Genomic DNA, 11,879 nt, shown 5'->3' on the forward strand with positions numbered 1-11,879 from the left:
TCAGGTGAAACTGCGCACACCGTCCCAGTCCACCAGCTTCCAGCCGGTGACCGGGTTACCGGTGATGACGACCCGCCCGAGGTTGGGCAGCGGATGGTTGTTGAACAGCGTGGTCTTGGGGTTCTTGACGTTCATCAACGTCCAGGCCATGATCGCGGTCCCCTGCGAGAACACGACGGGCTTGCTGTGACCGCTGTCGTAGATCTTGCGCACCGCGCCGGTGAACTCCGAATTGAACTTGGTGCCGCTGATCGAGCCGGGGATGCTGTTCTCCGCGTCGCCTTCGACCCAGCGCACCGGCGCCAACAGGTAGGTGGACGCGGCCATCGACTCGGGCTTGCCGTTGAACCAACCGGCGCTGATGGACTGCAGGCCGCGCAGGATCTCGGCCTGCTTGTTCAGCTCACTGGCCAGCGGCGCCGCGGTCTGCTGGTCCGCGGCCATCGGGGAGGTGTAGATCCAGTCGAAGTCGGTGCGCCCGACCTGATGGGCGAGCTGCTGGGCCTGCGCCTTGCCCTCGGCGGTGAGACTGGGACCGGGCTCTGTGGTGTCGATGATCCCGTCGGCGTTGGCCTGCGACTGGGCGTTGCGAATGAAAGTCACGGTGATGTTGCGGGCCTGCGGGCCGCCGCCACCGCATGCTCCGAGGAGTACCGCCGCCACGAGCACGGCTACGACTTTGGGGGCCTGCCCGATCAGGGTGCGCTTCGCCATGGCGATAGCCTGCCCTGCCGACACCGTCGGTGGGAAGGGTTTGCAAGGCTTAGGTCACAGAAATGACGTGATTTAGTGATTTCGGGATGGACAGGAGTCTGCATGGCGATCGACCCCAGCGCGGTCGGAGCGACGACCGAGCCCCAATTGTTCGAGTGGACCGACCGGGACACGCTGCTCTACGCACTCGGTGTCGGCGCCGGAATCGACGAACTGCCCTTCACGACCGAGAACAGCCACGACATTCCGCAGCAGGTGCTGCCGACCTATGCGGTGATCTGCTGCCCGGCCTTCGGGGCGGCCGGTAAAGTCGGCAGCTTCAACTGGGCGATGTTGCTGCACGGTTCCCAGTCGGTGCGGTTGCATGCGCAGCTGCCGCCGGCCGGGAAGCTGTCGGTGACCAGCGAGGTCGTCGACATTCAGGACAAAGGTGAAGGCAAGAACGCCGTTCTGATGTTGCGCGGCGTGGGCAAGGATCCCGACAGCGGGACGCTGGTCGCCGAGACGCTGACCAACCTGGTCATCCGCGGCGAAGGCGGCTTCGGCGGCGAGAAAGGGGAGCGACCGGCCGCCCCGCAGTTCCCCGACCGCGAGCCCGACGCTCGGGTCGACCTGCCCACCCGCGAGGACCAGGCGCTGATCTACCGGCTCTCCGGGGACCGTAACCCGCTGCACAGCGACCCGTGGTTCGCCACCAACCTGGCCGGCTTCCCCCGGCCGATCCTGCACGGGCTGTGCACCTACGGGGTGTCGGGCCGCGCGCTGGTCGCCGAACTGGGCGGCGGCGTCGCCGCCAACATCACCTCGATCGCCGCGCGGTTCACCAAGCCGGTGTTTCCCGGCGAGACGCTGTCCACCCTGATCTGGAAGACCGAACCGGGCAAGGCGTTGTTCCGCACCGAGGCTCTTGGGGCGGATTGGACCGATGGACCCGCCGCCCGGCTGGTGCTCGATGACGGTGAGGTCGAATACGCGTCTAACGCCTGACGCCGCGGTAGTAGTGGACATAGGCGGCGGCCGGCACCACCACGAACGTGAGCACGATCAACGCGATCGAGAAATAGTTGGCGCCGCCCTGCGCGGTGAGGAACAGGGTGCGGTAGTCGAAGGACACCGCCAACGCGACCGAGATCACCACCGCCGCCACCGGTAACACCCTGTCGGTGAACCGGTTTCGTTTCACCTTCGAGTGTCGTACGGTGTCTCGCGCCAGCGCGATCAGCGCGATCGGAACGACGATGAACTGGACGAAGCGGGCGATCACTGCCAGGCCGGTCAGGTTCTCGATGTCAAATCGCAGCGCGAGGGGAAACGCCAGCGCCAGGGCCGCGGTGATCCCGAACGCAAGCATCGGGACGCCGAAGCGGTTCTTTCTCGACAGGCGCGCCGGGAGCGTCCGGGTGGCCGACAGCGCGGTCCACAGCCGCGGCGCGCCGAACGAGGCGGCGACATTGATGCCGAACATCGACACCAGGGCGCCGAGGGTGACCACCGTCCGGAAGGCGTCGTTGCCGATGGCCGCGGCCAGTTTCACCGTGTCGGTGGAATGCACGACCCGGTCCGATCCCAACAGCATCGCCACCGTCACCGCCAGCACATAGACGGTGCCGACCGTGAGGATCGAAATCGGGATGGCGCGGGGGAGGTTGCGGTCCGGTTCGTGCATCTCCTCGGCGGCGTTGGCGATCGATTCGAAACCGGTGAATGCATACAGGGCGGCCATCACCGCCAGGATCAATCCTGACACCGTGCTCTGGCCGATCTCGATGAACCCGAACAACGCGTAGGGTGCTGGCGCGAAGACCTCCGGCTGGCCCGCGGTGGCGTAGTTGTTGACGCCACCCGCAACGACGATCCAGAGCCCGCCGAGGATGAAGATCGTCAGCGCAAACACCTTGCCGACCGTGGAGATCCCGTTGGCCCATTCGATGGCCCGGTTGCCGAACAGGTTGATGAGCAGCAACACCAGCATGAAAATGAGGAACGTCAACGTCTTGACGCTGAACAGTTGACTGTCGTTAGCCCAATTTTCATGGGGGAAAACCACTTTCAGCAGTGTCGCGACGAACAACGACGCCAGGACGCCCCAGGCTATGGATGCCACCACGGCATGGGTGACGCCGACGTAGATGCCGATCCGCTGCCCGAAGGCGGCTGTGGTGTAGGCGTAGGACGCGCCGTTGGTTTTGACGTAACGGGCAGCCGTGGCGAAGACGACCGCCATTACCCCGACGAACAGACCGGCCAGCAGGTAGGCCAGCGGCGCCAACGGTCCCGCGAGCCGGATCACCGCGCCCGGAGTCAGGAAGATGCCGGCTCCGATGATCGCGTTGATCCCGAGCATGACAATGCTCCAGAAGCCGAGCTTGCTGATGCCCACCCTCCCTGTTCCTACGACACTGACCCGTCAACAGCCGAGTCGGCGAGCCAGTTCGTCGGTGAACTCGGCAACCTGTGCGGGACTGTCCAGGGCATACCGGGCGGCGGTGGCGCGATCCCCGTCGTCGTTGTGCCGCACCACAATCGGGATGCCGTCATCGCGCACCGCGTCGAAGGCGTCCTCGTCGGTGATGTCGTCGCCGAGGTAGATCGGCACCAACGGTCCGGATCCTGCCTCGTGCAGATGATCGATCACCCACCGCAATGTCCGGCCCTTGTCCCAGTCCAGGTCCGGGCGCAACTCGATGACTTCACGTCCCGTTGTCACGCGCAGCGCGTCGCGTTGACCGGCGGTGCGGACCGCGGCCGCCACGTCGCCGATCCGGTCGCGTGCGGCGTTGCGGTAGTGCACGGCGACCCCGAAGCGCTTGTGCTCCACCGTGACTCCGGGGATGTCGCCGAGTTTGTCCCGCAGCTGGGCGGCGGCTTGCTCGAGCACCGGGATGGCCGCTGCCGCTTCCTCGTTCTGGTGGTGGGTGCCGTCGGGCGCCGTCAGTTCGAATCCGTGGCTGCCCGCGTACCAGATGCCGGGCAGGCCCACGCGCCGGGCGACATCGGCGAGGTCGCGGCCACTGAGCACCGCGACCGGACAACGGGCGGCCAGTTGTTGCAGTGCTTCGGATGCACCGGGGGCCGGCTCGGCCGTATCCGGGTCGTTCACGATCTCTGACAGCGTGCCGTCGAAGTCGAAGAACACCGCGGGTCGGCTGACGGTGATCTCGCCGATGGCCCGCAGTGCGTCCGCCAACTCGGACATGCGCCGGTCCCCCTTGCGCACGGCTATCTCGGCGAGGTCGGCGACAACGGCGTCGGCTCCGGGTATCGCGTCGCGGCCAAATCCGATCACGAGCGCGAACCCCGCGTCCCGCGCGACATTGACCCGGGAGGCGTCGGATGCGACAACAGCACATCTACCCCGCGGCACGGCCAGTCGCTCGGCCGACTCGATCACGGGGTTCGGCGTGTAGGTAGCGGTGCGAACGCCCGCCTCACGCATGTCGTTCAGTACCGATTCAGCGAACGGCAGGTCCGTGTCGAAGAGGACCGCGTCGATGCGTCGCGGGTCGATGGTGACCGGCATGTACCCACCCTCTCACGAGGGGGTTGCCGGTCGGGTCAGTGGCGGCGCACTCGCGCCGGTGGCGCGGACGGCCGCCACCGGACCGCGGCGCTGGGAACCGAAGGCCTTTTGCGTGGGCGTTCGAACGGCAGCACCGAGCTCCGGCCGAGCGCCAGCAGACGCGTCGTACCCTGTTCGATGCCGGCGGCAAGCTGCTCCAGCTGGGCGGCCGCCTGGTATTCGGCGGTGACACCGAAGATCAGATCGTCGGCGTAGGTCAGCACTGCGACCCCGGTGCTGAGTTGCGGCCCGGTCGGTGGGACCGGCAGCAGGCGCTGCAGTGGTTGACCCAGCAACTGCAACCGGTGCCGTGGTCCGGGCGCCCCAGTGCTCAACGTCACCGCATCGTGTTTGCGGAACCGAGACACCGATTGAATGATGTTGGTGTACAGCGCCCGTGGTGAACGTGCTGGGTGGGGTTGGACCTGCTGCCTCGACCCGGCGTGCACCGCCTGCAGCTGCCGGACGGGATCCTCGAGATCGACGGGGAGGTAGGTCAGCGTCGGGCCGACGGCCCGCAGCGAGTCCGCCCGGGGTTGCTCACCGCGGCTCACCAGCACGGTGCGGAAGCTTTCGGTGATCGCGGCGACGGCGACGTCGTTGGTGCTCACCCCGAACTTGCGGGCCAACCTGTCGACGGCGGCGCGGGGGACGCGCACCGTGCGATAGTGCCGCAGTGTGTTCGCCGGTCCGGCCGGCGCGGGCCAGGTGCTCGCGGCGGCGGCGACGTCGGCGGCAACCCGTGCCGCGATCTTGACCGCGCCGAACGGCAACTGCCACCAGGTGTCGCCGTCGGGTGGTGAAACCGGAGGCCGGGCAACGGCATCGGTGAAGGCAACGGGATCGCCGTCGTCGCAGAGCCGGGTGAGCAGATGCGCCGGCGGGAGGTCGCGCGCAAGGCCGTGGTGGATCTTCAGCAGGATCGCCCACTGGTTGCCCTCGAGGCGCTCGATGATCCAGCACTCCCACGGCGGGCGGCCGGGCTCCAGCGGCCGCTCCAGGGCGTGGGCGATGGCCCGGAACAGCTCGGCGTCGTCACCGGGGGGAGGCAGGGCGACCCGCTGCAGGTGCGGGGTGACGTCCGAACCCGGCTGAATGCGTTCGCTCAGCAAATTCTCGATGACGGTGTGATCGGGCTTGGTCCCGCGGATGACGGCCACCGCTCCCGTCGCCAGATCTGTGTGCCGGTCGTGTTCTGGGATCCGCAGCGGTCCCACGTTCACCATTGTCGTCGTCGTCATGCCAAGCCCCCACCGATGTCTGCAACAGTTGTACCAGTATCCGAGGGGGATGTGCACGCCGGTAGGTCAGCCAGGTTAAGAATGCGTTTATCAGATAAAGAGGGATTTAACTGGGGCGATATCACCGTAGCGCGTCATGTTCGCAAATTGTTTCGGCGGCGTTCCAAAGGTGTTCCGGTGCGGGTTTCGAACTGTTGGCGACGACGTGACACTCGAACAGATGTTCGATATACTGGTTCGATGGGATGGCACAACGGGCCGCCGAGTTGGTCGGAGATGGAGCGGGTTCTCGACGGCAAACCGCGCCATGCGGGCCGGCCGGCCGCGGCTGTGCCGGCTGGTGATGCTCCGTTGTCGCAGAAGCGCGGATCGTATTCAGCAAAATCGGACGGGCGCCGGCGCCGGTCGTCGGTCGCATATGCCGAATTGCATGCGCATTCGGCGTACAGCTTCCTCGACGGGGCCAGCACGCCGGAGGAGTTGGTGGAGGAGGCAGCCCGGCTGGACCTGTGGGCGCTGGCGCTGACCGACCACAACGGCCTGTACGGCGCGGTGCGATTCGCTGAAGCGGCCGTCGAACTCGACATGCGCACGGTGTTCGGCGCGGAATTGTCGCTGAGCTGCCAGGCGCGCACCGAGCAACCGGATCCGCCCGGGCCGCATCTGCTGGTGCTGGCCCGAGGTCCCGAAGGGTACCGGCGGCTGTCGCGGCAACTGGCCACCGCACACCTGGCCGGCGGGGAGAAGGGCAAGCTGCGTTACGACCTCGACGCATTGACCGAAGCCGCCGGCGGCCACTGGCACATTCTCACCGGATGCCGGAAAGGTTCTGTGCGACAAGCACTCTCCGACTCCGGACCCGATGCGGCGCGGCTGGCGTTGGCCGACCTGGTGGATCGGTTCGGGGCACATCGGGTGAGCATCGAACTGACCCATCATGGTCAACCCCTCGACGACGAACGCAATGCGCTGCTGGCCGGGCTGGCGCCGCACTTCGGGGTCGGTGTCGTCGCCACCACCGGAGCGCACTTCGCCGATCCGTCCCGGCGCCGGCTGGCCATGGCGATGGGTGCGATCCGGGCCCGGCAGTCCCTGGACGACGCCGAGGGATGGCTGGCACCACTGGGCGGCTCACACCTGCGCTCCGGTGAGGAAATGGCTCAGCTGTTCGCCGAACGGCCCGAGGTGGTGACCGCGGCCGCCGAACTCGGCGAGCAGTGCGCGTTCGGGCTGGCATTGATCGCGCCGCAGCTGCCACCCTTCGACGTACCCGAAGGGCACACCGAGGACAGTTGGCTGCGCGCCCTGACCATGGCGGGTGCGGCCGATCGCTACGGACCGGCCGATCGGGCGAAAAGAGCATACGACCAGATCGAGCACGAACTGAAAATCATTGCCCGACTGAGTTTTCCGGGTTACTTCCTGGTGGTGGACGACATCACCCGGTTCTGTCGAGAAAACGACATCCTGTGTCAGGGCAGGGGATCGGCGGCCAATTCCGCGGTCTGTTACGCCCTCGGGGTGACCGCTGTCGACCCGATAGCCAACGATTTGCTGTTCGAGCGCTTCCTCTCGCCCGCCCGCGACGGCCCGCCCGACATCGACATCGACATCGAGTCCGACCAGCGCGAAAAAGTCATCCAGTACGTCTACGACAAGTACGGCCGGGATTATGCCGCCCAGGTAGCCAACGTCATCACCTACCGGCCGCGCAGTGCGGTGCGCGACATGGCGCGCGCGCTGGGTTTCTCGCAGGGACAGCAGGACGCGTGGAGCAAGCAGATCAGTCACTGGTCGGGGCAGCCCGCCGATATCGAGGGCATTCCCGAGCAGGTGGTGGACCTGGCCAACCAGATCCGGAACCTGCCGCGGCACATGGGTATCCATTCCGGCGGCATGGTGATCTGCGACCGCCCGATCGCCGACGTGTGCCCGGTGGAATGGGCGCGCATGGCGAACCGCAGTGTGTTGCAGTGGGACAAAGACGACTGTGCGGCAATCGGTTTGGTGAAATTCGATCTGCTGGGTCTGGGCATGCTCTCGGCGCTGCACTACGCGCGGGATCTGGTGGCCGAGCACAAAGGCATCAATGTGGACTTCGCCCGGCTCGATCTCTCCGAACCGGCGGTGTACGAGATGCTGTCGCGGGCCGATTCGGTGGGCGTGTTCCAGGTAGAGTCGCGCGCGCAGATGGCTACGCTGCCGCGGCTGCGGCCGCGGGTCTTCTACGACCTGGTGGTAGAAGTCGCGCTGATCCGGCCCGGGCCCATCCAGGGCGGGTCGGTGCATCCCTACATCAAACGTCGCAACGGTATCGACCCGGTCGTCTACGATCACCCGTCGATGGAACCGGCATTGCGTAAAACGTTGGGAGTACCGCTTTTCCAGGAACAGCTGATGCAGCTGGCGGTCGATTGCGCCGGCTTCTCGGCTGCCGAAGCCGACCAGTTGCGGCGCGCCATGGGCTCCAAGCGCTCCACCGAACGCATGCGACGGCTGCGCGACCGGTTTTACGACGGCATGCGCACCTTGCACGGGGCGCCGGACGAGGTGATCGAGCGGACCTACGAAAAGCTGGAGGCGTTCGCCAACTTCGGTTTCCCGGAAAGTCACGCGCTGTCCTTCGCGTCGCTGGTGTTCTACTCGTCGTGGTTCAAGCTGCACCACCCGGCGGCGTTCTGTGCGGCGTTGCTGCGCGCCCAGCCGATGGGTTTCTATTCGTCGCAGTCGCTGGTGGCTGACGCGCGCCGGCACGGCGTGCTGGTGCACGGTCCAGACGTGAATGCCAGCCTGGCTTTCGCGACGCTGGAGAACGCCGGGCTGGAGGTCCGGTTGGGGCTGGGGGCGGTCCGCCACATCGGCGACGACCTGGCTGAGAAACTGGTCGACGAGCGAAAAACCAACGGCCCGTTCATCTCCCTGCTGGACCTGACCACTCGACTGCAATTGAGCGTCCCGCAGACCGAAGCGCTGGCGACGGCCGGCGCGCTGGGCTGTTTCGGGATGTCCCGGCGTGAAGGGTTGTGGGCGGCCGGGGCCGCGGCCACCCAACGGCCGGACCGGTTGCCCGGCGTCGGCTCGTCCTCACACATCCCCGCGCTGCCCGGAATGAGCGAACTGGAGCTGGCGGCTGCCGACGTGTGGGCCACCGGCGTCTCTCCCGACAGCTATCCGACGCAGTTCCTACGGGCCGACCTCGACGCACTGGGGGTGGTGCCCGCCGCCGCATTGGGGGAGGTGCCCGACGGGGACCGGGTGCTGGTCGCCGGCGCGGTGACCCATCGGCAGCGGCCCGGCACCGCCCGGGGGGTGACGTTCGTCAACCTCGAGGACGAGACGGGCATGATCAACGTGCTGTGCACACCGGGGGTGTGGGAACGCCACCGCAAGCTGGCCCACACCGCGCCGGCGCTGCTGATCCGCGGTCAGGTCCAAAATGCCAGCGGCGCAATCACTGTCGTGGCCGATCGGATCGGCCGCATCACTTTGGCGGTGGGCTCGAAGTCCCGGGATTTCCGGTGAGTTTGTGCTGGTGCGCGAGCACCACCGCGTGGATACGGTCGCGCACACCGAGTTTGGCCAGGATGCGCGACACATGCGTCTTGACCGTCTCCTCGCTGACCACCAACTCCGCGGCGATCTCGGCGTTGCTGTGGGCCTCGGCGACCAGCAACAGCACCTCGTACTCCCGGGCGGTGAGGGAGGCCACTGCGGCGGGAGTGGGCACCGGTGCCAGCGAGTCCGCGACCCGGGCAGCCAGTCGGCGGGTCATCGCGGGATCGATGACGGAGTCGCCGCGCGCCACGATCCGGATGGCGCCCACAAGTTCCTCCGGCGGAAGGGATTTCAGCAGGAAGCCACTGGCCCCGGCCTGCAGTGCCTGCGCCAGCACCGTCTCGCTGTCGTAGGTGGTCAACATCAGCACCCGGGTGTCGCCGGCCGAGACGATCGGGGCGATGGCCGCGATCCCGTCGAGTTTGGGCATCCGCACATCGAGCACGCACACGTCGGGACGAAGTCGCAACGTCTGCTCGATCGCGGTGCGCCCGTCGCCGACATCGGCGACGCACGAGGTGTCGGGATGCGCGTCGATGATGGCGCGTAGTCCGGCGCGGAACACCGCATGATCGTCGGCGATCAGCACGCGGATGGTCATGGCGTCGCGATCGGCAGCGACACCATGACGCGCCATTCGTTCTGGCCACCGCATTCCAGCCTGCCGCCGAACAACTCGGCGCGGCGCCGGATCCCGTCCAGGCCATGATGCAGCGAATCACCGGAATAAGGTTGCACAGCAATGGGATTGGTTTGCGCAATCTCGAGCCGTGCACCGGCCCGGCGCACCTCCAGACGGGCGGTGCCGTCGCCGTGGCGCAGCGCGTTGGTGAGGAGTTCCTGCACGATCCGATACACCGTCACGTCCAGTGACGGCGGCAAGACCAGCGGGTCGGTGGGCAGCACGAGTTCGACCGAAAGGCCCGCCCTGCCCACCGACTCGACGAGTTCGTCGATACCGCCCAGGCCGGGCTGGCGGTCGCCGGCGTCGTGTCGGCCGTGCAGCAGGTCGAGCTGGCGGCGCAGATCCACCATCGCGGCCCGGCTGGAGGATTCCACCGCCGACAGGGATTCGGTGACCGCGGGCTGGCCGCCCGCCAAGGCGATCCGGGCCGCACCGGCGTGCACGCCGATGGCGCTGACGTGATGGGAGATCACGTCATGCAGGTCGCGCGCGATGGCTTCGCGCTCGTCGGTCAGTGCCCGTTCCAGCGCGAGGCGCTGCTCCCGAGCACGCAACCGGTCGCGCTGTTCGAGTTCGGTGACGTAGATGCCCCCGGTCGCGGTGTACCGGCCCACCAGCCAGGGCACGAACCCGTTGGACCCGGCGATGATCACCAGCAGCCGCCAGTCGTCTCGGCCGGCTGCATTGAGGATCGCCGCCCATCCCACCGCCCCCACCAACAGCGGAACGATCACCAGCGAAACCCGAGTGGACAACCAGGCGCCGGCGCGGAACCCGGCCACCAGGATGCCGATATCGCTGACACCGGTGGCCCGGCCGTGGTGGTAGAGCAACAGGCACGCCAGCAACCTGGTCACGACCTGCGTCACGGCGACCAGGGCCACCGAGGCGGGCGGACCGGCCAGGGCCAGGTCTGCCGCCGCCAGCAGCCCCGCCACTGCCGTCGCGGCAACCGGCGCTTCGCCGTAGATCCCCGAGACCAGAAAATAGGTGACGTCGACCGCGGCGGCGATCACCCCCACCAGCAGCGATTGACGCGTCAACGACCGGCGCACCTGTTCCAGCGGCAGGTCGGCGGTGCGGGCCATGGGAGGCCACACTACCGCTGCGCATCCCCCACGAGAGGGATGCGCAATCGCTCCGGTGCGCGATGTCTGGCCGATCGATTGTTCATAGCGTGGCGGCATGCAAGCCACCACCACGCTGATCCTCGCGACGGTTCCCGCCTTCGTGCTGTTGTCGTTCCTGGAATGGGTCGACGTGCGCCGCGACCCCGCCGAGTCGGCGTTCTCGGCGCGCGACACCGCCGGCAACTGGGCGACCTATCTGCTCAACGCCACCTTCAGAATCCTTGGGCACTACGTGCTGCCGTTCTCCACGATCGTCGCGGCCGGCGCGCTGACCCCGCTGCACCTGTCGCCGCGGCACTGGTGGGTGTGGGTGGCGTGCCTGGTGGTCACCGACTGCTGCTACTACTGGGCCCACCGCGGCGATCACCGCATCCGGCTGCTGTGGGCCGCGCACAGCGTGCATCACTCGAGTACGCATTTCAACATCTCGACCAACCTGCGGCTGCCGTGGTTCCACCCGGTGTCCTACGCCGTGCGCAGCATGGCCTGGCTGCCGGCCGCGCTGCTGGGATTTCCGGCATGGATGATCTTCCTGGTCAACACCGCCGGTTTGGTCTTCCAGATCCCGTGCCACACCGAACGGATCGGAAAGCTCTGGCGGCCATACGAATTCCTGTTCAACACCCCGTCACACCACCGGGTGCACCACGGCTCCAACCCGGCCTACCTCGACAAGAACTACGGCGGTGTGTTCATCATCTGGGACCGGTGCTTCGGTAGCTATGCCGAGGAGGTCGAGCCGGTGCGTTACGGGCTGACGCACCGCATCGACACCGACAATCCGGTGAAATACAACTACCTGGAGACGGTGTCGCTGATGCGCGACGTATCGCACGCCGAGTCGTGGCGGGGCCGGTTCGGCTACATGTTCGGGCCGCCGGGTTGGACCGAATCGCGGGTGCCCGCGCGACTTCTGGAGAATTACGCTCGGAGTCCCGGAACCCGTTGTGGCAGTTCGACGGTCGTGGCCGACGATCAGCGCGGGTAGGGTGCCC

The 11,879-nt window shown here is 67.2% G+C and carries 9 protein-coding genes; 3 read left to right on the forward strand and 6 right to left on the reverse strand.

What is annotated here, in order from left to right; all coding sequences use genetic code 11:
* A complete protein-coding gene (locus ACZYZ9_RS09200) occupies positions 1-714 on the reverse strand; it encodes a histidine phosphatase family protein (RefSeq protein WP_463825926.1) in 714 nt (237 codons plus the stop codon).
* Positions 715-816: 102 nt separating this feature from the next.
* Between ACZYZ9_RS09200 and ACZYZ9_RS09205 the strand changes: the two genes are divergently transcribed.
* A complete protein-coding gene (locus ACZYZ9_RS09205; RefSeq protein ID WP_463825927.1) occupies positions 817-1,701 on the forward strand; it encodes a MaoC family dehydratase in 885 nt (294 codons plus the stop codon).
* Here ACZYZ9_RS09205 and ACZYZ9_RS09210 read toward each other — a convergent pair.
* The 3 genes from ACZYZ9_RS09210 to ACZYZ9_RS09220 are packed head-to-tail and all read right to left on the reverse strand — an operon-like array spanning position 1,691 to position 5,514.
* Complete coding sequence (locus tag ACZYZ9_RS09210; RefSeq protein ID WP_463825928.1) at positions 1,691-3,094, reverse strand: APC family permease; 1,404 nt, start codon at positions 3,092-3,094, stop codon at positions 1,691-1,693. The genes ACZYZ9_RS09205 and ACZYZ9_RS09210 overlap by 11 nt on opposite strands.
* Before the next feature lie 27 nt (positions 3,095-3,121).
* Positions 3,122-4,234 carry a trehalose-phosphatase gene (otsB, locus tag ACZYZ9_RS09215; protein WP_463825929.1) on the reverse strand — a complete coding sequence of 371 codons (1,113 nt, stop codon included), beginning with the start codon at positions 4,232-4,234 and terminating at the stop codon, positions 3,122-3,124.
* A 35-nt stretch (positions 4,235-4,269) separates the two neighbouring features.
* On the reverse strand, positions 4,270-5,514 hold the full coding sequence (locus ACZYZ9_RS09220; protein WP_463825930.1) for a wax ester/triacylglycerol synthase domain-containing protein: 1,245 nt from the start codon (positions 5,512-5,514) through the stop codon (positions 4,270-4,272).
* Between the two features lie 240 nt (positions 5,515-5,754).
* Here ACZYZ9_RS09220 and ACZYZ9_RS09225 point away from each other — a divergent pair, with 240 nt between their 5' ends.
* The gene (locus ACZYZ9_RS09225; protein WP_463825931.1) at positions 5,755-9,036 is read left to right on the forward strand and encodes an error-prone DNA polymerase; all 3,282 of its coding nucleotides are present in this window, start codon (positions 5,755-5,757) and stop codon (positions 9,034-9,036) included.
* On the opposite strand, the gene ACZYZ9_RS09230 is transcribed toward ACZYZ9_RS09225, so the two are convergent.
* Both ACZYZ9_RS09230 and ACZYZ9_RS09235 read right to left on the reverse strand, forming a co-directional pair.
* Positions 8,996-9,670 (reverse strand): response regulator, encoded by a 675-nt coding sequence (locus ACZYZ9_RS09230; protein ID WP_463825932.1) that lies wholly within the window; start codon positions 9,668-9,670, stop codon positions 8,996-8,998. The genes ACZYZ9_RS09225 and ACZYZ9_RS09230 overlap by 41 nt on opposite strands.
* Positions 9,667-10,842, reverse strand: a complete 1,176-nt coding sequence (locus tag ACZYZ9_RS09235) for a sensor histidine kinase (protein WP_463825933.1) — start codon at positions 10,840-10,842, stop codon at positions 9,667-9,669. Before ACZYZ9_RS09235 ends, ACZYZ9_RS09230 begins: the two co-directional genes overlap by 4 nt.
* 97 nt (positions 10,843-10,939) lie before the next feature.
* On the opposite strand from ACZYZ9_RS09235, the gene ACZYZ9_RS09240 reads away from it, so the two are divergent.
* The gene (locus ACZYZ9_RS09240) at positions 10,940-11,872 is read left to right on the forward strand and encodes a sterol desaturase family protein (RefSeq protein WP_463825934.1); all 933 of its coding nucleotides are present in this window, start codon (positions 10,940-10,942) and stop codon (positions 11,870-11,872) included.
* Positions 11,873-11,879 lie beyond the last annotated feature (7 nt).

The sequence above is a fragment of the Mycobacterium sp. IDUB_28 genome, assembly GCF_055419285.1.

Coding starts and splice junctions, on each gene's coding strand:
- ACZYZ9_RS09200 (WP_463825926.1), bottom strand. CDS start 714: ATGGCGAAGCGCACCCTGATCGGGCAGGCCCCCAAAGTCGTAGCCGTG.
- ACZYZ9_RS09205 (WP_463825927.1), top strand. CDS start 817: ATGGCGATCGACCCCAGCGCGGTCGGAGCGACGACCGAGCCCCAATTG.
- otsB (WP_463825929.1), bottom strand. CDS start 4,234: ATGCCGGTCACCATCGACCCGCGACGCATCGACGCGGTCCTCTTCGAC.
- ACZYZ9_RS09220 (WP_463825930.1), bottom strand. CDS start 5,514: ATGACGACGACGACAATGGTGAACGTGGGACCGCTGCGGATCCCAGAA.
- ACZYZ9_RS09225 (WP_463825931.1), top strand. CDS start 5,755: ATGGGATGGCACAACGGGCCGCCGAGTTGGTCGGAGATGGAGCGGGTT.
- ACZYZ9_RS09230 (WP_463825932.1), bottom strand. CDS start 9,670: ATGACCATCCGCGTGCTGATCGCCGACGATCATGCGGTGTTCCGCGCC.
- ACZYZ9_RS09235 (WP_463825933.1), bottom strand. CDS start 10,842: ATGGCCCGCACCGCCGACCTGCCGCTGGAACAGGTGCGCCGGTCGTTG.
- ACZYZ9_RS09240 (WP_463825934.1), top strand. CDS start 10,940: ATGCAAGCCACCACCACGCTGATCCTCGCGACGGTTCCCGCCTTCGTG.